The following is a 22,513-nucleotide window of genomic DNA, read 5'->3' as shown; positions in this document are numbered from 1 at the left end:
GCCGGGATGACAATCACAGCGGCTTGCCGCGAACAGATCCCTTGAAGGACGAATTGATGATAGGCTCGAACTCCGTGGTGCAGCGATCAAATTCCCGTGTAAATTCCCGGTTTCCGGACTCGTCCAAGACGACCAAACACATCTTCGTCACCGGTGGTGTGGCGTCCTCGCTCGGTAAGGGACTGACGGCTTCGAGCCTCGGTCACCTCCTGCGGGCACGCGGCTTGTCTGTAACAATGCAAAAGCTCGATCCCTATCTGAATGTGGATCCGGGCACGATGAACCCCTTCCAGCACGGCGAAGTCTTCGTCACTGACGACGGCGCCGAAACGGACCTCGACATCGGCCACTACGAGCGCTTCCTCGATGAGAACCTCGAAGGCTCGGCCAACGTCACGACCGGCCAGGTCTACTCCACCGTGATCGCCAAGGAACGCCGCGGCGAATACCTCGGCGACACCGTCCAGGTCATCCCGCACATCACCGATGAGATCAAGCGGCGCATGCGGCTTCCCGCCGAGGGCAAGCACGCCCCCGACGTCATCATCACCGAGATCGGCGGCACCGTCGGCGACATCGAGTCGCAGCCGTTCCTCGAATCCGCCCGCCAGGTCCGCCAGGACATCGGCCGCGGCAACGTGTTCTTCCTCCACGTCTCCCTCGTGCCGTACATCGGCCCGTCGCAGGAACTGAAGACCAAGCCGACGCAGCACTCCGTTGCCGCGCTGCGTTCCATCGGCATCCAGCCCGAGGCGATCGTGATCCGTTCGGACCGCGAAGTGCCGCAGGCCATGCGCGACAAGATCGGCCGCATGTGCGACGTCGACATCGACGCTGTCATCGGATGCCCGGATGCCCCGAGCATCTACGACATCCCGAAGACCCTGCACTCCCAGGGACTGGATTCCTACATCGTCCGTGCCCTGGACCTGCCGTTCAAGGACGTTGACTGGACCAGCTGGGACAGGCTCCTGGACGCGGTCCACAACCCCAAGCACGAGGTTGAGATCGCCCTGGTCGGCAAGTACATCGACCTGCCGGACGCCTACCTGTCCGTGACCGAGGCCCTGCGCGCCGGCGGCTTCGCCAATGACACCAAGGTCAAGATCCGCTGGGTCCCCTCGGACGAATGCGACACCCACGAAGGCGCCGTCAAGTCCCTGGACGGGGTCGACGCGATCTGTGTTCCCGGCGGCTTCGGCATCCGCGGACTCGAAGGAAAGCTCGGCGCGCTGAAGTACGCCCGAGAAAGCAGGCTTCCGGTCCTGGGTCTCTGCCTTGGCCTGCAGTGCATGGTGATCGAGTACGCCCGCAACGTGGTCGGCCTCGAAGGCGCCTCCTCCTCCGAATTCGAGCCGGACTCCAAGTACCCGGTCATCGCCACCATGGAAGAGCAGCTGGACTTCGTGGACGGCAAGGGCGACCTGGGCGGCACCATGCGCCTGGGACTCTACGAGGCCAAGCTGGACGAAGGGTCCGTGGTCGCAGAGACCTACGGCACCACGAAGGTCAGCGAACGGCACCGCCACCGCTACGAGGTCAACAACAAGTACCGCGACCAGATTGCAGCCCAGGGACTGGTGTTCTCCGGGACGTCGCCCGACGGCAAGCTCGTGGAGTACGTCGAACTTCCCCGCGAAGTCCACCCGTACTACGTGGCCACGCAGGCACACCCGGAACTCAGCTCACGCCCGACCCGGCCGCACGCGCTGTTCTCGGGACTGGTCAAGGCCGCACTGGAGCACCAGCACGGCTCGGGCGAGCCCGCTGCCGCCGCTGCCAAGCCGGCGGCCAAGCCTTCCCCGGCAGTGTCGAAGTAACACCCAACTGAATCAAAGGACGGCGCGATGCCCGGTAACCCTGAGACCCCCAATGCTGCACGGCAGGTTTCGGACGAACCGAGCCCGCGCCGTCTTTTGTCTTCCCGGACGGTCTATGAAGGCCGGATCTGGGATGTGGTCAGTGACAGTTTCCAGCTCAACGACGACGGCGATCCGCTCGTCCGCGACTACATCGACCACCCCGGCGCGGTGGCAGTCCTGCCGATGAACGACGACGGCGAGGTGCTGCTGATCAAGCAGTACCGACACCCCGTCGGGATGGACCTGTGGGAGATTCCGGCCGGGCTCCTCGATGTTGAAGGCGAGGATTTCGTCGTTGGCGCGGCCCGCGAGCTGGCCGAGGAAGCCGACCTCGTCGCCGGGCAGTGGAACGTGCTGGCCGATTTCTTCAATTCCCCGGGGTCCTCCAGCGAAGCCATCCGCATCTACCTCGCCCGGAGCCTGAGCGACGTGCCCGGCCACGAACTCCACGTCCGCACCGACGAGGAAGCCGAAATCGAGTTGCACTGGATTCCGCTCGATGACGCCGTAGCAGCCGTGCTGGAGGGGCGCCTGCACAACCCGTCCGCCGTCGTCGGAATTCTCGCCGCCGCGGCCGCCCGGGACGGCAACTTCCAGGGCCTCCGCCCGGGCGACGCGCCGTGGCCCGCGCACCCCAGCCAGCGCTGATGGCGGAACCGCTGACTGTGGCGCCGCTGGCTCCTGCGCCCCTGCAGGCCACGGCGTCTTCTGCGGCCGCCAAGCCGGCGCATGCCACCACCCGCACGCAGCCTCCGGCGCGGCCGCTGACAGCAATCGACCGCGCCATCACAGACTACCTGCAACACATGGGGGTCGAACGCGGACTCGCGGCAAACACCCTCTCCGCCTACCGCCGGGACCTCGCCCGGTACGCCCGGCACCTCGCCCGGACCGGCCGCCAGCGCCCGGCCGAGATCACCCGGCATGACGTCACCGGTTTCGTCCAGGCGCTCTCAGACGGGTCCGACGGCGGATCGGCCCTGGGCATCCGATCGGCGGCCCGGACGGTGGTGGCTGTCCGCGGACTCCACAAGTTCTGGGCCCTCGAAGGTGTCACTCCCACCGACCCCGCAAGCGACGTCCACCCGCCCATGCCCGGCAAACGCCTGCCCAAGGCCATCAGCGTCGACGAGGTGACGAGGATCCTGGAGGCGGCAGGAACCGACACGGCCACGGGGCTCCGCGACCGGGCCCTCCTGGAGTTCCTGTATTCGACGGGCGCCCGCATCAGCGAGGCGGTGGGCCTCGACGTCGACGACATCTCCCTGCAGACGCCGGGAGCGGCGGAGGAGCCCGGCCCGGCGATTGTCCGCCTTTTCGGCAAAGGTTCCAAGGAACGGCTGGTGCCGCTCGGTTCGTTCGGTGCCCGTGCCCTCGATGCCTACCTCGTCCGTGGCCGGCCGCTGCTGGCCGCAAAGGGCAAGGGGACCCCAGCGCTGTTCCTGAACGCGCGCGGCGGACGGATCAGCCGGCAGAGCGCCTGGACGATCCTGAAGACGGCCGCCGAGAAGGCCAACATCACCAAGGACGTCTCGCCGCACACCCTGAGGCACTCCTTTGCCACGCACCTGCTCGAGGGCGGGGCGGACGTCCGGGTGGTGCAGGAACTGCTGGGCCATGCCTCCGTGACCACCACGCAGGTCTACACCCTGGTCACCGCGGACACCCTGCGGGAGATCTATGCCGCCGCGCATCCTAGGGCGCTGGGCTAAAGCCACGTCCCGCCACTTGGCCGGTCCGACAAAGCTTTTCCGAAGAACCCTTTTGGCTTCCCCTTGGGATTTTCGAGTTCGGTTTCCTGATTTGTCCGGTCGATAGAGAATATCCCGTATGAGCAATGACGAATGGGCATGCCCGGAGGCTGACGCGGCTCCCGCCGGCTGGATCGTGGCCACTGAAAACGGCTGGGGCGCCCTGGCCGTCTGGGCGGCAGGAGATGGCAACTTTGTCCGCGTCCGCACCGCCGCCCGTCAGCGTCACGGCATCGTCGTCCAAAGCCGGTCGGACGGCAGCGAGCAGCATGAGCGCTTCGCTCTGACCAGCGCCGACCTGAAATCGATCGACGATGACATCGACTCCTACCTCGCGGATGCCGGACTGCCGCCCCGGCCCCGGGGCTATGACTGGTTCATACGTCGCCCCACGCGCATGCCCGTTGGAGAAGATGATTTCTGGGGCGTCCTGTGGGCCGCTGCCACTGCGGACTTACCCGCCGGCGCGGTGCTCCCGTTGACGGTGAGGGGCCCCGCACGAGAGGCAATGGCCCGAATGTATGCCGCTTGAGTCTCACCAGAAGCCATTGACGGTTGCCGGATCATCTCACCATCCGGGCGGCGACAATGTCTGGAGCGCCCGGGTCGGTCTGCTCCGCCCCATCGAATTCAAATCCGTTGCGACGATAGAACGCCACTGCCCGAGGATTATCCTTCGCAACCCACAGCATCGCGGGAGCATCACCCGCCGTGGCGTCAAGCAACGCCTGTCCCACCCCGGTGCCATGGTGCGCTGCCGCTACATAGATGCTGAACACCTGACGATCGCGCGGGAGCTGCTGGCTCTCGGGGCTGAAGCTGGGGCCGGCGAACGCGAAGCCGATGATCTGCCCCCTGCTCTCCGCGATTCTGATAGTCCATTTCTCGCGTGGATTCCGGAGGATGTGAGTCCACATTTGGTGGCGGCCCTGGACGTGCTCGTCGGTGAAGAAGTCCGCCGGGAGCAAACGGGAGTAGGCCTCCCGCCAGGTGGCCACATGGAGTTCAGCGATCTGGGATGCGTCGGAAAGCGCGGCCTCGCGCAGCGTGAATGGCATCACCACATCCTGCCAGAATCCTCGGCCCGCTAAGTTTTTCTTGTCCGCGTGTAAGAAAGAACTCTTCACGGGACACTTAGTCATTAGGAAGAAGTCATCCGATGTCCGGGGGAAACACCATGCTGGCCGCCAAAGAGCAAGCGTTCATTGACCTGCACACTCAGCATTCCGCCCGGGTCTACGGCTACATTGCCTGCCGCATCAATGACCGCCACCGCGCCGAGGAACTGGCGGCGGACGTCTTCAGAATTGCCTGGCAGAAGCAACTGTCGGAGCCGCCCGGCATTGGTTGGCTGCTGGCCACCGCCCGGAATGTGATCGGCAATGAATACAAGGGACGACGGCGGCGCCAGGAACTCACCGACCGGCTGAAGGAAGAGGCCCGCAGCCAGATCCCTGGAGCAGACACTGAAGAACAGGCGGCCGTGGCAGCAGTGCTGGTGCAGCTAAGGGAGCGGGACCGCGAGGTTCTTATGCTCAGCTACTGGGACGATCTGACCACCGCCGAACTCGCGCAGACGCTGGGATGTTCTCCTTCCGCTGCCGCGGTCCGCCTGCACCGGGCACGCCGCGCTTTCGCGAAGGCCGCCCCGGCCCACCTCATGACCGAACGGATGGACTAGCCATGGACCGCATCGAACAGCTCATGAGGGATGCCAAGCCGCGGGTGGAAGTACCGGGCTCAACGCCGGTCAGCCACGCCGCCCGCTCGATTGTCTACTCCACCGATCCGAATGTTGTCAGCCTTGCAGGGCGCACCCCGGCGCGGCGCAGGCGCATGCGGACTGCGGCGGCGACCGTCCTTGCCGCTGCGGCTGTCGTGGCCGCCGTCGTCGTTGGCGGCAACCTGATGCCGCAGCCGGCCCCAGGACCGGCCCAGACGGGCAGCCCGACGCCTACTGTCTCCGCCAGCTCCACCCCGTCCCGCGCCGCCCCTACGGCGTCTCCCACGAAAGCGAGTCCTACCGCTTTGAGTACCGGCGGTGTCGCATGCACTCTGGACAACGTCGACCAGCAGCGCAGTGACCAGGTGCGGGCGATCATCCCGATTGCACCCGCGGAACAGGGCTACTACACGGTGCTGGGTTGCGCCGGCGGATGGCTCGCCTACTCCATCTCCGATGACGGGATCAGGGCACTAAAGCTCGACGGCGGCAACGCCTGGTTCAAGATCGCCAAACTGCAGAATGGCCGTTTCCTCTGCGATGTCCGGCAACCCTGGTCCAGCGTCTTTAACTGGGAGTTCCAGGCCACGAACAACGAAGGCCTCACGCCGCAGCAGGCCATGGACAAGCAATTCGGGCAGAACGGGATACCGGTCGAACTGCGTCCCCAGCTCGTGGGCGACGGGCCGGCAGCCGGATAGCCGCGGCACCCCGCGCCGGATATAGGGTTGAGCACATGACGTCCACGCCGGTCACCCTCTGCTTCCTGCTCCGTGAGTCGGAGCGCGGTACAGACGTGCTGCTGGGCCTGAAGCGGACCGGCTTCGGCACGGGCAAGATCGTGGGCATTGGCGGCCACGTGGAAGCGGGGGAGAGCGACGTCGAGGCCATCGTCCGGGAGGTCTGGGAGGAAGCCGGCGTCGTCGTCCGGCAGGAGGACCTGGCCCATGCCGGCCTCGTCGAATTCATCTTTCCCTCCAGGACGGAGTGGAACATGTCGTGCAGGCTGTTCACCGCCAGATCCTGGGAAGGCGAACCCGCGGAAAGCCCGGAGATCACGCCCGAATGGTTCGACGTTGGAGCGCTGCCGCTGCACCGCATGTGGCAGGACGCCGAGCACTGGCTGCCTCCCGCCCTGGCAGGTGAGCGGATCGACGTCGTCGTGGTCCTCAACGAGGACAACGAAACGGTGGCGTCGGTTGAGAGAATTCCCCCTCGAATGTAACCGCGGGGACCGGGCCGGACTTCAAGACGCTGGTTTTCAGGGGGAACGTGCTTTCGGAGCTCGAACGGGCGTTTGTCGCCATTCACAAAGACGGCTTTCCGCGGGTCTATCTGATCTACGACCGTGCCGAAGGCGGGTGCGCGACGCCGACCCCCTTCAGGGTCCTCGATGAGGTGGTACTGGAGATCCCCAGAAGGAAGCGAAGGTTCAGGAGCTCAGCGGTTACAAGGGATCGCGCCTCGGGCCGTCCCGGTTCACCTTGGTCAGTTGGCGGCCAGCCCGACGCCGTCTTTGGCCCAAACGCTCCGGCGCGGCGTGACAAACAGGTCCCTGCCAAACAGGTAGCCTGCAATTCGAACAAACGAAGCTAACGGGGGACTGGCATGGATTTGACCAAGGATGACAGCACGGGAACGGGCGTCTTCAGCGACGACGGAATGGCGCGGGATTCCGCCGCTCCCAACCGCCGCCGCTGGCCGTGGGTAGTTGCGATCGCGGCCGTTGCCGCGGCCGCGGCCACCGCCGGAGTGCTGGTAACCGGAAATCTTGCCTCCTCGCCGGCACCGGCGGCGAGTGCCGGCGTGGTGGCGCCGACAGCGTCCGCCGCAGGGACCACGACGCCGTCGCCTACCGTTGCGACGTCGGCATCAGTGCCGCCGTCGGCGTCTGCAGCCCCGGCAACTGACGGCGCGGGCGCCGGACCCGCGGCCGGGCGGTATGTCAGCGCCTCCGCCGGAGTCTCGTTCGACCTACCCGACGGCTGGACGGTGGAGGAGTCCACAGTCCGGCCCGTCGACTATCCGGGAACCCGCATCATCGTCTTCAACGAAGCCAGGATGCAAGTGGCGGAGCTGTATCACGGCGCCACCGGTGGCGTTGGCGGCGCCTGCGGTCCGGGTCCCTACGCAATGACCGAACTTGACAAGGCGCCCGTCCTGGACAGGCCGTGGGCCACGGCGGCCGGCGTGCGGTTTTCTTACCGCGTCCTGGATATGCGGGCCGACGGCGGTGCCTTCGACTACCAAATAGGGCTGGTCGACAGTGTCAGCGGACAGCTGAAGGACAGTTGCCTGATGTACTCCTTCGTCACCGGTGCGCCCAAGGGCACCCTGTCCTTTGCCAACCGCGCTGCCCAGAGTCCCGCGCACGATGACCCCATCTTCAACTCTATGGCCGAAGCCAAGGACTACATGCTGACTCCCGAGTACAGGAAGCTCAAGGCCATGATCCTCAGCCTGGAGATGCAGGACTAGAAACCAACGACGGCGGGCCGGCCACCTTTCCAGGTGACCGGCCCGCCGTCGTTCTTGCTGCAGGAACCGGGACTACGGCAGGTGCCGTTCCTCGACGCCGTTGTACTCGCTCAGCGGGCGGATGAGGGAGTTCGAGTCCAACTGCTCCATGATGTGCGCGGTCCAGCCGGTGATGCGGCTGGCGACGAACAGGGGAGTAAACGTCGGGGTGTCGAAGCCCATCAGGTGGTACGTGGGTCCGGCCGGGTAGTCGAGGTTCGGCTTGATGGCCTTCGCCTCGTCCATCGCCGTTTCCAGGCCGTTGTACAGCCCCAGCAGTTCCGGCCGGCCGTAGTGCGCGATCATTTTGTCCAGGGCGGCCTTCATCGTGGGCACGCGGGAGTCGCCGTGCTTGTAGACGCGGTGCCCGAAGCCCATGACCTTCTTCTTGTGCGCCAGGGCGTCCTCCATCCACGCCTTCGCGCGGGTGTGGGCCTCCTCCAGCGACTCCTCCGGCCGGATGCCGATCTCGTCGAAGGTGTGCATGACGGCCTCGTTCGCGCCGCCATGCAGCGGGCCCTTGAGCGCCCCGATCGCCCCGGTCACGGCCGAATGCAGGTCCGACAGGGTCGAGGTGATCACGCGGGCCGTGAAGGTGGAGGCGTTGAAGGAGTGCTCGGCATACAGAATCATCGAGACGTTGAAGGCCTCAACGACTTCCTGGACGGGTTCCTCGCCGAAGGCCATCCAAAGGAAGTTCGCGGAGTAGCCCAGGTCGTCGCGGGGAGCCACGACATCCTGGCCGTGCCTGCGGCGCTGGTCGTAGGCCACGATCGCCGGCATGGCCGCGAAGAGGTCCACCGCTTTGGCCATGTTGGCCTCCCGCGAGGAATCCTCCGCGAGCGGGTGCCGGGCGCCCATGACGGAGGCCGCGGTACGGCAAACGTCCATCGGGTGCGAGGTGGTGGGCAATGCGTCCACCACCTGCTTCACCACCGGATCGATCGCACGCCCGGCGCGTTCCCGCGCCGTGAACTCCGCCAGCTGCTCCGGGGTGGGCAGTTCGCCGTTCCAGAGCAGGTAGGCGACTTCCTCGAAGCTGCAGTTGGCGGCCAGTTCCTGCACGGGGTATCCGCGGTATAGCAGCGAATTGGTGTCCGGGTTCACCTTGGAGACCGCGGTGTAATCCACCACGACGCCGGCGAGGCCCTTTTTGATCTCTTGTTCAGCCATGCTGAAACTCCTTTGTTCCTGTCGCCTGTGTTGGACCGGCCGGAGCCGGAAGCCCGATGCGGGGTTTACTGTCCCGGGATCTGGAAATTGAAAACCCCGGTATCGAAGCTGTTGTAGGCCTCGTAGTCCACGAGGTCATACAAACGCGCCCGGGTCAGCATGTTCCCGACCTGGGCTTCCTGGGTACCGTCAGCCCTAATCGATTCCAGCGTACGCTCCGCAGCGCCCATGGCACTACGGAGCAGCGTCACCGGGTAGATGATCATGTTGACGCCGACGCCGGCGAGCTGCTCCACCGTGAACAGCGCGCTCTGGCCGAACTCGGTCATGTTGGCCAGGATCGGCACGTCGACGGCGTCCCGGATGGCCTGGAACTCGCTGAGGTCCTTCATAGCCTCCGGGAAGATGGCGTCGGCACCGGCCTCCACGAGCGCTTTGGCGCGGTCCTGCGTGGCCGTCAGCCCGTCCGTGGCACGGATGTCGGTCCGCGCCATGATCAGGAAGTTCGGGTCGCGCCGGGCATCGGCCGCCGCCCGGATGCGCTTGGTGGCGGTGTCCAGGTCCACGACGTTCTTGCCGTCGAGGTGGCCGCAGCGCTTCGGGTTGAACTGGTCCTCGATGTGCAGGCCGGCCAGGCCGGCGTTCTCGAGTTCCTGGACCGACCGGGCCACGTTCATCGGCTCGCCGAATCCGGTGTCGGCGTCGACGATTGCCGGCAGGTCCGTCATCCGCGCGATCTGCCCGGCGCGGGTGGCCACCTCGGTGAGCGTGGTCAGCCCGATGTCCGGCAGGCCCAGGTCGTTGGCCAGGACGGCGCCGGAAATGTAGACCCCGGCGAAGCCCTTCTCCTCGATCAGCCGGGCCGAGAGCGGGTTGAACGCGCCCGGGAACTGCTGGATCGTCCCGGACGCCAGGAGCTCGCGGAAACGGATCCGCTTCTGCTCCGGCGTGACCTTCGAGTACAGCATTTAGAAGAGTCCCTTCGGGGCTGCGGCCAGGTCGATCACGCCGTCGGCGGCCTTGATGTTGAGCTGGTCCAGCTCGCCGGCGGCCAGTTCGGGCAGGCGGGCGGCGGCGGCCAGGAAGCGTTCGATTTCCTCTTCAGCGACCAGTCCTGCGGCGAGGGTGCGGAACTTGTTCACGTACTGTTCCCGTGCGAAGGGCCGGGCGCCCAGCGGGTGGGCGTCGGCGACGGCGATCTCGTCGGTGATGACCGTGCCGTCCGTGAGTGTGATGACAACCGTGCCGCCGAAGGCCTTCTCCGCGATGTCGAGGGAGTGGTAGCGGCGGGTCCATTCCGGGTCCTCGACGGTGGTGACCTTGTGCCAGAGGTCCACGGTGTCCGGGCGCGCGGCGCGCTCCGGGGCGTAGGAATCCACGTGGTGCCAGGCGCCGTCCTGAAGGGCGACAGTGAAGATGTACGGGATGGAGTGGTCCAGCGTTTCGCGGCTGGCCGTGGGGCTGTACTTCTGCGGATCGTTGGCGCCGGAGCCGATCACGTAGTGCGTGTGGTGGCTGGTCTTGATCAGCACGGACGCCACGTTGGCCGGGTCGGTGACCTCGGGGTGCTCGCCGTGGAGCTTGCGGGCAAGGTCGATCCACGCCTGCGCCTGGTATTCGGCCGAGTGCTCCTTGGTGTACGTGTCCATGATGGCGCGCTTGGCTTCGCCCGGCGTCGGCAGCGGCACCATGTAGGAGGCGTCCGGGCCGTCCAGCATCCAGGCGATGACGCCGTCCTCGCCCTCGTAGATCGGCACGGGGGAGGTCTGGCCGCGCATGGCCCGGTCCGCGGACTCGACGGCCATCTTGCCGGCGAACGCGGGGGCGTGCGCCTTCCAGGTGGAGATCTCGCCCTTGCGGGACTGCCGCGTGGCGGTGGTGGTGTGCAGGGCCTGGCCGACGGACTGGAAGACCGTCTCGACGTCGAGCCCCAGCAGGGTGCCGATGCCGGCGGCGGCGGCGGGGCCGAGGTGCGCGACGTGGTCGATCTTGTGCTTATGCAGGCAGATGGCCTTGACCAGGTTGACCTGGATCTCGTAGCCGGTGGCGATGCCGCGGATCAGGTCCTGGCCACTGGAGCCCACGTGCTGGGCGACCGCGAGGATCGGCGGGATGTTGTCACCCGGGTGGGAGTAGTCCGCGGCGAGGAAGGTGTCGTGGTAATCGAGTTCACGGACGGCAACGCCGTTGGCCCACGCCGCCCATTCGGGGGAGACGCGTTCCTCGATGCCGAAGACCTTCGAGCCCTTGCCGCCGGTGGTGGGGCCGTGGGTGAGCGCCTGGGCGCGGGCCGCGACGATCGGCGCGCGGTTCAGCGAGGCGATGGCCACCGAGGCGTTGTCGATGACGCGGTTGATCACCATGTCGGTGACTTCGTCGGAGACGGCGACGGGATCCGCGGCGACGGTCGCGATCTTGAAGGCGAGCTGATCCTCGCGGGGCAGGTTTTCCTCGCTCTTGTAAACGCGGACGTGGTGTTCCTTGACCATGATGCTCCTTAGTTAGTGAGGTACGTGGGTGGCTTTGACGTGGGAAAGACTGCGGTGCAGGTGAAGCGTGGTTGCGGCCTCGGCCAGGCGGGGATTGCCGGCGGCGATCGCCTCGGCGATGGCGGCGTGCTCGGCGGCGGCGGCGGTGAGCCGTTCGGCGTCGTCGGCCGCCAGCCGGCGGACCCGGACCAGGTGGACGCGCAGGCTGCGCATCGCCTGGGCAAGGTAGGAGTTCTGGATCGCGGCGTCGATGGCCGTGTCCAGCCGGCCGACCAGCCCGTAGTAAGCGTGCCGGGCCGGATCCTCGCCGCTGATCAGCGCCGGGGCGTCGCGGAGTTCGTCGCGGAGCTGTTCAAAGGTGGCGGCGTCACCGCGTTCGGCGGCCAGGGCCGCGGCCCTGCCCTCGAGAGTTTCGCGAAGTTCGAAGAGTTCGTCGATGTCCTCCAGCGAAATGCCGGTGACGACGACGCCGCGGCCGCCCGCCGTCGTCGTCAGGCCTTCCGCGCTGAGCCGGCTGAGGGCCTCCCGCAGGGGTGTGCGGGAGATGCCGAGCCGCTCGGATTGCTCCACTTCGGCGAGGACCGTCCCGGGCAGGAGGCGCCATTCAATGATGTCCTCACGCAGGGCCGCATAGGCCTTGTCGCTCGCACGCATCCCGACTCCTTCGTTGACTGACGGATCCAGTGTATACACGCAAGTTCAATTTGCCCAGCATTCCGCCATTCAGCGGTTCAAGGGCGACCCTTTTGTATACATAAGTCTTGTGTAGCGTGCCCGGGCGGGGCTACCATGAGCTCCATCACAACGTCGTGGACGGGACTCACTTTCATGGTTACGAAGAACTACCGGGACAGCTACTCGCGCAGCCTGGAGACGCCCGAAGCATTCTGGCTGGACGCCGCGGAAAAGCTCTCGTGGTCCGCGCCGCCGCAGCGTGCGCTCGACTCCGGCCGGGCGCCGCTGTACGACTGGTTCCCGGACGGGATCCTGAATACCTCCTATAACGCGCTGGACCGTCACGTCGCGGAAGGACGGGGCGGGCAGGACGCCCTGATCTACGACTCCGCGATGCTCGGCACGCAGCGGCGGTACAGCTATGCGGAGCTGACGGACCTCGTCGCCCGGTTCGCCGGGGTCCTCCGCGGCCAGGGGGTCGGCAAGGGCGACCGCGTTGTGATCTACATGCCGATGATCCCGGAAGCGGCGATCGCCATGCTCGCCACGGCCCGGCTCGGCGCTGTCCACTCGGTCGTCTTCGGCGGCTTCGCGCCCAAGGAACTTGCCGCCCGCATCCGGGACGCGGCCCCCGCCGCCGTCGTCACGGCCTCCGGCGGCATTGAACCCTCGCGCCGGATCGAATACCTTCCCGCCGTCGAGGAGGCCCTTGGCCTGGCCGGAACGCCGGACGTTCCGGTCCTGGTCAAGGCCAGGGAAGGCTTCGCCTCCTCGGTGGCCGGCCACGCAGGCTGGCTTGACTGGGACGCAGAGATGGCCGCCGCCGCGCCGGCCGCCCCGGTGGATGTCAAGGCCACGGACCCGCTCTACATTCTCTACACCTCGGGAACCACCGGCGCGCCCAAGGGCGTCGTGCGGGACAACGGCGGCCACGCTGTCGCGCTCAGCTGGACCCTGGAGAACATCTACGACATCGGACCCGGTGACATCATGTGGACCGCGTCCGACGTCGGCTGGGTCGTGGGGCACTCCTACATCGTCTACGGGCCTTTGCTGGCCGGCGCCACGACCGTCCTCTACGAGGGCAAGCCCGTGGGGACGCCCGACGCCGGGGCATTCTGGCGGGTCATCCAGGACCACAAGGTCAACGTGCTGTTCACCGCGCCTACCGCCCTGCGCGCCATCCGGAAGACCGACCCCGAGGCGATGCTGCTCGAGAAGTACGACATTTCCAGCCTGCGCACCCTGTTTGCCGCGGGCGAACGCCTGGACACCGACACCTTCCACTGGGCCTCCCGGATCCTGGGCGTCCCGGTGGTGGACCACTGGTGGCAGACCGAGACCGGCTGGGCCATCTGCGCCAACCCGCGCGGCCTCGATGGGCTGCCCATTAAGGCAGGCTCGCCCAGTGTGCCTATGCCCGGCTTCAAGCTGAACATCGTCGACGGGGCGGGCACGGATGTCGAGGCGGGGACCGAGGGCAACATCGTCCTGGCGCTCCCGCTGCCGCCCGGCACGCTGACGACGCTCTGGGGCAACGATGAGCGCTACATCTCCTCCTACCTGCAGGCCTTCGACGGCTACTACGCCACCGGCGATTCCGGCTACCGGGACGAGGACGGCTACCTCTTTGTGATGGGCCGCACCGACGACATCATCAACGTTGCCGGCCACCGGCTGTCCACCGGCGCCATGGAGCAGGTGATCGGCCAGCACCCGGCCGTGGCCGAATGCGCCGTGATCGGGCTCGCGGACCCCTTGAAGGGCCAGCGCCCCAGCGGCTACGTGGTGCTGAAGTCCGGGGTGGATGTGCCCGAGGAGATCCTGGTGAAGGACCTGGTCGCCCTGGTCCGGCGCGACATCGGCGCCGTCGCAGACTTCAAGCACGTCACCGTGGTCGAGGCCCTGCCGAAGACCCGGTCCGGCAAGATCCTGCGCAAGACCATGCGCCAGATCGCCGACGGCGAGGATTACGTGGTGCCCTCGACGATCGAGGACGCCGGCGTGATTGACCAGCTGATCGGGACCCTGCGGCCGGCCGCCACGGGGGAGTAGCTGCGGAGTAGCGGTGTTACCTGTCACGCTGAGCAGGCTTTTGGATGCCCCGCCGGCTCCGACGGCATGGTTCCGCTGCCGGGACATCAACCGTGCGTAGGCGCCGAACGGCATCTCGTGGGGTATAGGCTTCGTGCCATGATGACCAACCAGCGCCTCAAGCCACTGCTCGAGCAGTACGACTGGGCGACGGAACGACTTCTCACTCGCCTCGCCGGGCCCACCAGCAACTCGGGTGATGACAGCGACGTCGACGTACCGGTAATGACGGACGCCGAGTACCTCTGGGAACCGGTCGACGCGTGCTGGTCGGTACGGAGGCGCGCCGATGGGCCCGGACCGGGCGCCATCAAGCTCATCGGCGCCGGGGAGTGGGGGCGAGACGGCGCCCCCGAAAGTCCGTGGCCTCCGCCCTTCACAACGATCGCCTGGCGGCTTGACCACATCTCCGAGACGCTGCTGGGCCGATCCAACCACCTCGGGGGCGACCGAACGTTCGATCGAGCGACGTACGAGTCACGACCAGATGCAGCCGGCGCTATCGAGAGGTTCCGTCAGGCCGCAGCCGACTGGCGCCGGGTACTACTCAGTGTCGATGAGTCCGACTATGACCGGACCGGGCTAAGCAGCTACCCGTACGGCAGCGATCCAGAGGAGACGTTTCCGTCGATCGTGTGGTGGGAGAACCAGGAGATCCTGCACCACGGAGCCGAGATCGCGCTGCTCCGCGACCTCTACGTTCACCGCGCTCAGTAGCGACGAGCGCGCACCGCGGGCGGCTCAGCTGCCGGAGTCTCTGCGAAGCCGGCAATTCCATGAATGTGTCCCGCGCCATATACGGGCCCGATCACGCGGTCTAATTCCCTTGCTTGCGCGCCAGATGCCGTGCGAATAAGCGAATGGATATGCCGACACCGATCCCTATGGGAACCACCTGTAGCACTCCCGACCGCGGGAAAAGCTGACCTAGGACGGCGCCGACGACAGCCGCGGAAATTACTATGAGTAGCTGTCTCAATCGTCAGCCCTTGGTCGCGCCCTCCTTCACGTGCGCCTCGAGGACGTCACGGACGCTTGTCCAAGCCTGCGGCCCGTAGCGGTCGTTGTTCACGTGATGCAGCTGAGCCTCGCCACTGAACATACTGACGAAGTACTGCATACCCTGCCAGGCAGGGAAGGTCGCCTCCTCGTCCTTTGATACGCGACGCCCAATCCGGGCCATGCCGGACAGCATTCCCGTGGTGCCGGCCCACTGGGTGGTGAACGCAGCGCCGGTGAGCTCGGTCATGATCCGCGCGATGCCTCGGGCTGTTACGCGGTCCCCGGCCACCTCGACGACGCGGGGTGCGGCGTCGTCCAGTGCCACAAGCGCGACGGTGCGGGCGACGTCGTCCTTCGTGGTGAAGTCCAGCAGCTGGTCCGGCGAGGACCAGTAGAGGATCTTGTGCCGCCTGAAAAGGATCATCGGAGCCTGTCCGGTCAGCATGTCCGCGAAGGCGCCGTTGAGCACGGACGTGGCGTGGAGCGGCGTGGCATCGAGGTCGGCAGCGAACTCCCTGCGCAGTTCGAAGTTGCGGTTGCTGCCCGGGGTGACACGGCGATAATCAGCCGAGTAGTCGGACGGGATGAAGCGTTTCACACCGGCCCCAACGGCCGCAGCTAACAGAGCCTGCTGGGCGTCGAGGATCACGGAGCGCGCGCCGCTGACTGCGGACACGACGATTTCAGCGCCGGAGAGGGCGTCGACGAGGCCGACGTGGTCCGTATAGGCGGCCTCGCGAATCTCCACCCGGTCACGCTCCCCGTACATCGCTTGGGCGGTTGCGCCGCCCGGGCGGGTCAGAACACGAACGACGGCTTCGGGGTCGGCGGCGAGCAGCTCGCGGACGATCCGGTGGCCGAGGTCACCGGTGGCTCCGGCGACGAGGACGGTGGTCATGATGAGGTGCTCTTCTCTGTATAAGTGGTGTCGCGGGAATCCCAATAACGATCCCACGACGGGACATATGAACTGCAGAGCGTCCGGTTGTCTAAGATCGGCATAGTAAAATCTACGGTCTTGGGGGAGATATGAAACTGATTTTTAGGCGGATTCCGTCCCCGGCGGACGATGAATGACGCGGCGTGAAGGCTGGGGCGCGGCGCTTGTTGGTGCGGCCGGTTTCACCTTCTGGTGGGCAACGGTTATTTGGGCCGCGTCCGCCTCGGACGCCGCTGGCCGGCAAGTCGTTTTCTTTTATCGAGGTGTTTCCGGCTCCGAGATTACTGGATGGATTCAGCTGGTAAGTCTGCTTGGAGGCGCTGTGGGCTCGTTTCTGCTTGCCTCCTCGCTGATAGGCCGAATCCGCCAGCGATGGCTGCGGCGAAGCCTGGGGTGGTCAGCCTGCGCCGCCTCCATCCTGGCGGCGCCCTATCTGGCAGTGGTCGTTCTTGTCGCCTATCTAGGCGCTGCCGGTATCGGCGACGATGTCGAACTGACGGCTCCTACTGGCCAGTCCGTACTCGTGACCCAGGATGGGTTCGATGGCGATGTCGTAACGGTCTACACCAGGTACGACGAGTTTCACTACGTCATGCACCGGAGCGCCGACGAGTTGGCTGGTTTCCCGCGAGTCAAGGACCGGGACTGCCACCTTGTCGCCTTGGACGGCAGCCTCCGGCTCACGTGCGGCGAAGACTCCGTCACCATCAACGCCCAGCTAGATGCTTCACACATCAGCGTCGCTCCTGAATGATCGATTTCTTGGTCCCCGGATCCCAAGATCCAACCCGCGGAGGACCCACACGGGCAGCTATCGAAGCGATCCGCAGCTGCATCGGCTCCCGTGTTCCGATTCCGCTCCGGTCACGATTTTGCGGGCATAACCCTTGTCATGGCCCACAACCCCGCCAGGATGAACCCCACAACCACCCGTCCTATGATCCAGCCGAAGGTCCGCCAAAAGCTGTTGCCTCTGCCGTCTGTCACATTGCCACAATTCATACTTCCCTGACGCTGCTTGGTGCCTAAGCGTAGAGCGTCCTGGCGATTCTCGATGATTATTGTTGTGCCGCCACCAGGCGTCCCGCTAGCGAGGGGCGCCTAGAAACGGCATTTACTGCCGGCCCGGTGGGGAACCCTGATCGGGCGCTCCGCAGACGGCCGCATCGTCGGCCCGGATGAGGATGGCAAGCAGCCGCAGCCATCAGCGGGTGTGCGGTTTCCTCAACGACCCCATTAACCAGTGCAGCAAGGTATGGGATCTAGGAGAGATGAACCCCGGCGGCACAGGAATTGGGGGCGACAGGACGCCCAGGCTTGGCTAGTTGACTCCGCGGGGATCGCCACCTTCGTTGTAACCAACAGGTTCCGTTATGGGAACCCTTACCGGGGACACCCGGACTTTTCGGATCCGCTTGAGGTTCTGGAAGGGCCAACTAGACTCGCTTGAACAACGAGGTTTGGGGAACCGATATGAGTACGCCAATAGTGCCGGCTACGACGTCGAAAAATCGACTGAACCGGCTGTCCATCGCGGCCATCATCTTCGCCTTAATCGCCGCCTCCGGCGTCTGGATCTTTGGCACCGCAGTTGTCGCTGTCTTTGCGGTGGGGTCCGGACACATGGCCCTCAGCCAGATTGGGTTGAAGGGAGAACGCGGCCGCGGTTTTGCCGTTGCTGCCCTTGCCATCGGTTACGGCATCGCCACGTTCGCGTTGATCAATACATTGATGTTCATTCCCGGCGCGCTCCAGTAGCTCGTTGGCTAGCGTCGATCCCGACCGGCTTCAGTCTCCACCGCTGATTCGCCTATGTCCGACAGCACGCTGAAAAGTACCCATTCCAAAACTGGACCATCATGCTCAAGCAAGCGGGACGGTCTAGGATCTTCAGCGAGGGTTACCAGGCAGTCTCCGACTGGCGTGCAGGCCACGAGGAATTCTGGCATAGCCAGCGTTTCGTGCCGTGATGCGTGATCCACCTTGACTGTTTCGGACTCGACGGAAGCTGTTTTAGTGCGTTTCGGTGTGCTCGTCCAGCGCTAAGCTGCCAGCAAAGTCCGGCTTCACCAGTGAACTGTGACGGATCCCTAACCGGGCGGGGCTGCCGAGTGATCTACGGTTCGCCGGTAATGTTCTAGGGTCGAGGGGCGGGACCGTACTTCAACGCTGCAGGGGGACTCATGGAGAAGACACCGACAGAACGCTATGGCACGCGGCTTGCCGGGTGGCTGGGAATCTTCGTTTCGACGACGATTGCTGGCCCGGCATTTTTCCGCCTCTCGGAGCGGGGCTTCAGCTGGCCTGACGTTCTGCTCCTGGCGGCTGGGGCATTCCTGTTCGTGTTCTGGGCTGTCCGGCTTGTCCGGCTTGAACGCTGGCTCCGGGCGGACGCTCGTCACAGCAGCCGGTGACGCTGCTTCAGCCGATGGAAAGTTTCATTGGCCATCGCTGGAGCGGCTCTCCTTGAGGACCCTGACCGGTCTTGCCTCAAAGGTGCCGCAGGTATCTTTCAGGTGATTCCAGGAATGATCGCCAGTTGGAAACCAGATCGAGGTCGGACCACCTTTGCTGCCGAAGTCCCCACGGGCCGACTTCGAGAATCTGCGCGCCCGGAAGCGCTGCAAGAACCGGGGAGTGCGTGGACATGATGACTTGCGAGGAGCCTTCGGCGAGGAGATCTTTCAAGACCGCGAGGAGGCTGAGGCATCCCGCGAAGGACAACGCCGATTCCGGCTCATCGAGGACCCATAATCCGCGTCCCCGGAAGCGATCCACCGCCAGTTCCAAGAACGATTCGCCGTGTGACATGTCGTGGAATGAAATGTCCGGACCCGAGGTGCTCGGGTTCTTCTCGAGGTAGGTGAAGAAGCCGTGCATGGTTTCGGCGCGCAGGAAGTAGCCGCGTCTTGAGCCACCGGCGTTGCGGACAAGCTGCAGGTGATCGGCAAGTATGGACTCCGTGGATCTAGTGCTGTGGCGGGCTCCTGTAGATCCGCCTTCAGCAGACAAGCCATAGGCAAGCGCGATGGCTTCCACGAGAGTGGATTTTCCCGACCCATTTTCCCCGACGAAGATAGTCGCCGGGGTCAGATCGAGCCCGTGATCTAGAACCTGGGCGACAGGCGCCAAGACAGCCGGCCACCGACCGCGGTCGAGGAGATGGGCCGGGTCTTCGCCCACACGTCTGATCGGATAGTTATGCGGAGGCATGCCCCATTCTTGCAGGCAACTCTCGCTGTATTGCTCCAACACAAATGGGCTGAACGGGGACCAAGAAGCGACCCGAACCATCGAAGGTATCTTTCCGGGCACCCACCACCCCACAAAGCGCAGCCAATCATGTCTCACACCCCGCCCGCCCCCCCGTTCAGACCGTCACGGAAGTCGGCGGGCCGTCGAACGCCAAGCGCCAGAGGTGACTGCCCCAACTAGGAAACTAAGACGACCGCACCCGACTCGCCATAGGTCTGCCGATCTACTACGCCATCGTGGGGGTTCCATGAAGCCGATCTGAATCCCTCGATCCTCAAAGCCGGAGATTTCTCGAACTCCGTCTTGACGATGGTCACGTTGCCTTCAAAAATCAGTTCCCTTCCACCTTCAATCTCGATTTTGAGCCCATCCGGAAGATCCGCGGCGGAGGTGAGAGCGACGAGGGAATCGAAAGGCCTCCCGTACCAACCGTCAGGTAGCACGAGGCCAGCCCGTCCGTGCTTTGCGAAGAAACGCTCAACTATATGGGCAGGCGGACCAAGAGCCATCCAGGGCTTACGGGTCATAGGTCGATCCTACCGACGGGCTTCTTTCACCGGACCCGCACTCCCTCCGCCCGGCGATGTTCGTCGCAACGCCATTGTGCGGTTGCCGCAGTCCGCCCTCACGGTACGACTTTCGGCGGTAAACGGCGGCGTTTTCACAGCGTTATTTGGCGCGTGGTGCAGTCCGGGAGGAGATCCCTGTCTGCACCAATGCCGAACGCACGGTCTGGTCACTATTACTCGGCCGTACCTCTGAATGGGCTCCTACAAGCCCACAGGCCGTGTAGCGCGGCCGGGGCTTGACGTCGTACTTGCATTTTGCAAGTATAGCCGCATGAGCCTTTTCATCACCTGCCCGGTTGAGAGCGTTGAGCGCGCGACCGCCTTCTATACCGCCCTCGGCTGGACCCTCAACGCCAAGATGTCCGATCACAACGTGTCGTGCTTCGCGATCGCGCCCGAGCAGTACGTCATGCTCGGCAGCCGTGAGATGTACGCGAGCGTCGGCGGCGCCGAGGAGCTGGTCGGCGGACCCGACACCCCCTCGAAGGTCACGGTCTCATTCGACCTCGACAGCCGCGAGGCGGTCGACGAGCTCACCGAACGCGCCGGCGCCGCCGGCGGCCGGATCGGTGACACCGACGACTACCCCTTCATGTACCAGCGCCAATTCGACGACCCCGACGGCTACCACTACTCGCCGTTTTGGATGAAGCCGGACGCCGATCCGACCGCGTGAGCAAGCTCGCCGCGGCCCTCGACATCGTCGGAGCGCGGTGGGCCCTGCTCGTCGTGGAGCGGCTGCTCGACGGGCCACAGCGCTACGGCGATCTGCAACGCGACCTCGGAGTGCCGACCAACATTCTTGCGACCCGCCTGCGCGAGCTCGAGGCCGCCGGCATACTGTCCCGCCTGCCCCTCCGGCACAACACCCGGGCCTACGCGCTGACCGATCGCGGGCTCGCCTTGCGCGAGGCGATCGTCGCGCTAGCACGCTGGGGCGGGGACGAATGACCTAGGTGTGGCACGGAATCGCGATGCGCTCCGGCAAGCTCCCCGGCAGCTACGCCGCGCCGCCACCAGACTCTCCGCCACCCTGGTATGGATCAAATCAGACTCGACTAAACGGCCTAGGGGCGCCCCAGAAACTTAAAGCTTCTAAGACACCCGAACGGGCTGGGCACCGCGCACCCACTCCCTGTGAGTTGCAGCGGTGGTGGCCTCGTTTCCGCAGCGCTTTGTTGGCCGAGCGACAAGTCCCGTAGGCCCATCGGCCTACGGGCGGGCTCCAGACACCGTGCGCGGGCGCACGGGGCCGCAGGGCATCCCGCTACCGCCGAACCCGGCACGGCCGAAGAATACGCGAAGCAGTTCCCGGAGAAAGGACGCGGGAAGATCATTCCGACCATCCATTGACCCTTTCCACCAGCGGGTTGCAGCATTTTGACTCACCGACAGGCGAGGATTTAGGCATGAGCTCACAAATGCCGATTGCTATCCGAGCCACCGCACATTGGAAGACACGTCGCTGGTTGAAGACCCGTTATCTCAGCACTCGATATGACGCGCGGTTCGCGGACGGGCGTGAGGAGTGCGACGTCAATTTGGACGCAGTGCTTCAGGGATCCCGCTACCCCGCGGACTACTGGTCCACGAAAAAAGGGGCAGACCATGCGTGCCCGAAAGAAGGTACCGGAGCCTGGGTGGACTACCCTTACGGTCGGCCACTCTGACCCTCCCAGAGCATTCTTGGATCCCAGCCATCGGCGATTTTAGGGCGGACGTGTCCCGCAGAGGGCTGCTTTCAACCTGGGCCACATACCGGGGCTGGCATTCTGCTTCCAACGCTCTGGGGCCCAATTTCCGCCCGCTCAAGGTTCCCTTCACCGGACGCTTCGGTTGCCGTGCGAATTTTTGGGTGAACGCATCACCCAAACCCGGGCAGTCCTCTTCAATATCGTCGTAACGTTGTGCCGTATAGCTTTGGAAAGGGGTTGGTGTTGTGAAGGCATGCGAGGTGACCTTTGGGTGTTATCCACGTGATGACGTCTCATGGGTGAAAGATGGCAAGGTTCGGGAAGGTCGCGCGACCATATTGGTCCGCCAGGCTGACGGGACTCTGAAGCCCGCCGGCGAAGTTACCTTGGGCGACTTGGGTGTTCTGCATCCTGATGTGGAAGTCGGTGGCGAATTCATTGTTGAGCTATACGCCCGCTTCGAGTCGGAGATATTCGACCGCCGGGTGACCTTCATCGCCAGTGGTGACGAGAACAGCGATGTCTTCGTGTCGGCAGTCGGGCCCGGCGCGCACGCTGAGCCGAAGGCCGGCCTATTTAGGCGGACGCGGTATTCAGGCTTCGAGTTTGGTGTGCTTGTAATGGCCGCCACGACTGAGCAGGGTACCCGCATCAGCGGCGCGTCGGGCCCGCTCGTCGAGCATGGACCCGGCGATGGCGTAGTAGCTGCTTCTGCTACCTAGCAGCGGCAGTAGACGGTGGCGCTGTCTTCCATAGTGTGTAGATTTGA

The 22,513-nt window shown here is 65.1% G+C and carries 22 protein-coding genes and 1 pseudogene; 15 read left to right on the top strand and 8 right to left on the bottom strand.

What is annotated here, in order from left to right:
• Positions 1-56 precede the first annotated feature (56 nt).
• The 4 genes from AC1DC5_RS12950 to AC1DC5_RS12935 all read left to right on the top strand — a co-directional run bounded on the left by AC1DC5_RS12950 (position 57) and on the right by AC1DC5_RS12935 (position 4,145).
• Positions 57-1,820, top strand: a complete 1,764-nt coding sequence (locus AC1DC5_RS12950) for a CTP synthase (protein ID WP_476865409.1) — start codon at positions 57-59, stop codon at positions 1,818-1,820.
• A 27-nt stretch (positions 1,821-1,847) separates the two neighbouring features.
• Positions 1,848-2,510, top strand: a complete 663-nt coding sequence (locus tag AC1DC5_RS12945; protein WP_476865408.1) for an NUDIX domain-containing protein — start codon at positions 1,848-1,850, stop codon at positions 2,508-2,510.
• Positions 2,510-3,574 carry a site-specific tyrosine recombinase XerD gene (gene xerD / locus AC1DC5_RS12940; RefSeq protein ID WP_476865407.1) on the top strand — a complete coding sequence of 355 codons (1,065 nt, stop codon included), beginning with the start codon at positions 2,510-2,512 and terminating at the stop codon, positions 3,572-3,574. Before AC1DC5_RS12945 ends, xerD begins: the two co-directional genes overlap by 1 nt.
• A gap of 118 nt (positions 3,575-3,692) precedes the next feature.
• Positions 3,693-4,145, top strand: a complete 453-nt coding sequence (locus tag AC1DC5_RS12935; RefSeq protein ID WP_476865406.1) for a DUF5956 family protein — start codon at positions 3,693-3,695, stop codon at positions 4,143-4,145.
• A gap of 31 nt (positions 4,146-4,176) precedes the next feature.
• On the opposite strand, the gene AC1DC5_RS12930 is transcribed toward AC1DC5_RS12935, so the two are convergent.
• Entirely contained in the window at positions 4,177-4,740 is a 564-nt protein-coding gene (locus AC1DC5_RS12930) for an N-acetyltransferase family protein (RefSeq protein WP_476865405.1), read from the bottom strand.
• Positions 4,741-4,772: 32 nt separating this feature from the next.
• On the opposite strand from AC1DC5_RS12930, the gene AC1DC5_RS12925 reads away from it, so the two are divergent.
• The 4 genes from AC1DC5_RS12925 (at position 4,773) to AC1DC5_RS12910 (ending at position 7,814) form a co-directional block, all read left to right on the top strand.
• Positions 4,773-5,294, top strand: coding sequence for an RNA polymerase sigma factor (locus AC1DC5_RS12925; protein WP_476865404.1), 522 nt, complete (start codon positions 4,773-4,775; stop codon positions 5,292-5,294).
• Positions 5,295-5,296: 2 nt separating this feature from the next.
• Positions 5,297-6,037, top strand: a complete 741-nt coding sequence (locus AC1DC5_RS12920) for a hypothetical protein (protein ID WP_476865403.1) — start codon at positions 5,297-5,299, stop codon at positions 6,035-6,037.
• Positions 6,038-6,072: 35 nt separating this feature from the next.
• On the top strand, positions 6,073-6,561 hold the full coding sequence (locus AC1DC5_RS12915; RefSeq protein ID WP_476865402.1) for an 8-oxo-dGTP diphosphatase: 489 nt from the start codon (positions 6,073-6,075) through the stop codon (positions 6,559-6,561).
• Between the two features lie 383 nt (positions 6,562-6,944).
• Complete coding sequence (locus AC1DC5_RS12910) at positions 6,945-7,814, top strand: hypothetical protein (RefSeq protein ID WP_476865401.1); 870 nt, start codon at positions 6,945-6,947, stop codon at positions 7,812-7,814.
• 72 nt (positions 7,815-7,886) lie between these two features.
• Here AC1DC5_RS12910 and AC1DC5_RS12905 read toward each other — a convergent pair whose 3' ends face one another.
• From AC1DC5_RS12905 to AC1DC5_RS12890, 4 genes and pseudogenes are all read right to left on the bottom strand, one after another.
• On the bottom strand, positions 7,887-9,026 hold the full coding sequence (locus AC1DC5_RS12905) for a bifunctional 2-methylcitrate synthase/citrate synthase (RefSeq protein ID WP_441405304.1): 1,140 nt from the start codon (positions 9,024-9,026) through the stop codon (positions 7,887-7,889).
• A gap of 65 nt (positions 9,027-9,091) precedes the next feature.
• Positions 9,092-9,994, bottom strand: a complete 903-nt coding sequence (gene prpB / locus AC1DC5_RS12900; protein WP_441405305.1) for a methylisocitrate lyase — start codon at positions 9,992-9,994, stop codon at positions 9,092-9,094.
• Positions 9,995-11,515, bottom strand: coding sequence for an MmgE/PrpD family protein (locus tag AC1DC5_RS12895; RefSeq protein WP_476865400.1), 1,521 nt, complete (start codon positions 11,513-11,515; stop codon positions 9,995-9,997).
• A pseudogene (locus tag AC1DC5_RS12890) lies at positions 11,511-12,169 on the bottom strand (GntR family transcriptional regulator); the annotation flags it as partial. The pseudogene AC1DC5_RS12890 and the gene AC1DC5_RS12895, both read right to left, overlap by 5 nt.
• Before the next feature lie 174 nt (positions 12,170-12,343).
• Here AC1DC5_RS12890 and AC1DC5_RS12885 point away from each other — a divergent pair.
• Together AC1DC5_RS12885 and AC1DC5_RS12880 are read left to right on the top strand one after the other, a co-directional pair.
• On the top strand, positions 12,344-14,245 hold the full coding sequence (locus tag AC1DC5_RS12885; RefSeq protein ID WP_476865425.1) for an AMP-binding protein: 1,902 nt from the start codon (positions 12,344-12,346) through the stop codon (positions 14,243-14,245).
• A 117-nt stretch (positions 14,246-14,362) separates the two neighbouring features.
• Complete coding sequence (locus AC1DC5_RS12880) at positions 14,363-15,001, top strand: DinB family protein (RefSeq protein WP_476865399.1); 639 nt, start codon at positions 14,363-14,365, stop codon at positions 14,999-15,001.
• Between the two features lie 265 nt (positions 15,002-15,266).
• On the opposite strand, the gene AC1DC5_RS12875 is transcribed toward AC1DC5_RS12880, so the two are convergent.
• The gene (locus AC1DC5_RS12875; protein WP_476865398.1) at positions 15,267-16,184 is read right to left on the bottom strand and encodes an NmrA family NAD(P)-binding protein; all 918 of its coding nucleotides are present in this window, start codon (positions 16,182-16,184) and stop codon (positions 15,267-15,269) included.
• Between the two features lie 175 nt (positions 16,185-16,359).
• Between AC1DC5_RS12875 and AC1DC5_RS12870 the strand changes: the two genes are divergently transcribed.
• Positions 16,360-16,980 (top strand): hypothetical protein, encoded by a 621-nt coding sequence (locus AC1DC5_RS12870; RefSeq protein WP_441405309.1) that lies wholly within the window; start codon positions 16,360-16,362, stop codon positions 16,978-16,980.
• Between the two features lie 692 nt (positions 16,981-17,672).
• On the top strand, positions 17,673-17,984 hold the full coding sequence (locus AC1DC5_RS12865; protein ID WP_476865397.1) for a DUF4190 domain-containing protein: 312 nt from the start codon (positions 17,673-17,675) through the stop codon (positions 17,982-17,984).
• A gap of 732 nt (positions 17,985-18,716) precedes the next feature.
• Here AC1DC5_RS12865 and AC1DC5_RS12860 read toward each other — a convergent pair.
• Positions 18,717-19,439 carry an AAA family ATPase gene (locus AC1DC5_RS12860; RefSeq protein WP_441405312.1) on the bottom strand — a complete coding sequence of 241 codons (723 nt, stop codon included), beginning with the start codon at positions 19,437-19,439 and terminating at the stop codon, positions 18,717-18,719.
• Positions 19,440-19,657: 218 nt separating this feature from the next.
• On the bottom strand, positions 19,658-20,008 hold the full coding sequence (locus AC1DC5_RS12855) for a hypothetical protein (RefSeq protein WP_476865396.1): 351 nt from the start codon (positions 20,006-20,008) through the stop codon (positions 19,658-19,660).
• Between the two features lie 313 nt (positions 20,009-20,321).
• Between AC1DC5_RS12855 and AC1DC5_RS12850 the strand changes: the two genes are divergently transcribed.
• The 3 genes from AC1DC5_RS12850 (at position 20,322) to AC1DC5_RS12840 (ending at position 22,466) form a co-directional block, all read left to right on the top strand.
• Complete coding sequence (locus AC1DC5_RS12850) at positions 20,322-20,726, top strand: VOC family protein (protein ID WP_441405314.1); 405 nt, start codon at positions 20,322-20,324, stop codon at positions 20,724-20,726.
• Complete coding sequence (locus AC1DC5_RS12845; protein WP_441405315.1) at positions 20,723-21,001, top strand: winged helix-turn-helix transcriptional regulator; 279 nt, start codon at positions 20,723-20,725, stop codon at positions 20,999-21,001. The genes AC1DC5_RS12850 and AC1DC5_RS12845 overlap by 4 nt, the downstream gene beginning before the upstream one ends.
• 1,042 nt (positions 21,002-22,043) lie before the next feature.
• Entirely contained in the window at positions 22,044-22,466 is a 423-nt protein-coding gene (locus tag AC1DC5_RS12840) for a hypothetical protein (protein ID WP_476865395.1), read from the top strand.
• Positions 22,467-22,513: the final 47 nt, after the last annotated feature.

The sequence above is a fragment of the Arthrobacter sp. 10L424 genome (assembly GCF_056395325.1).
Note: the sequence above shows the minus strand (reverse complement) of the source record. Positions and strands in the feature narration are given on the sequence as shown.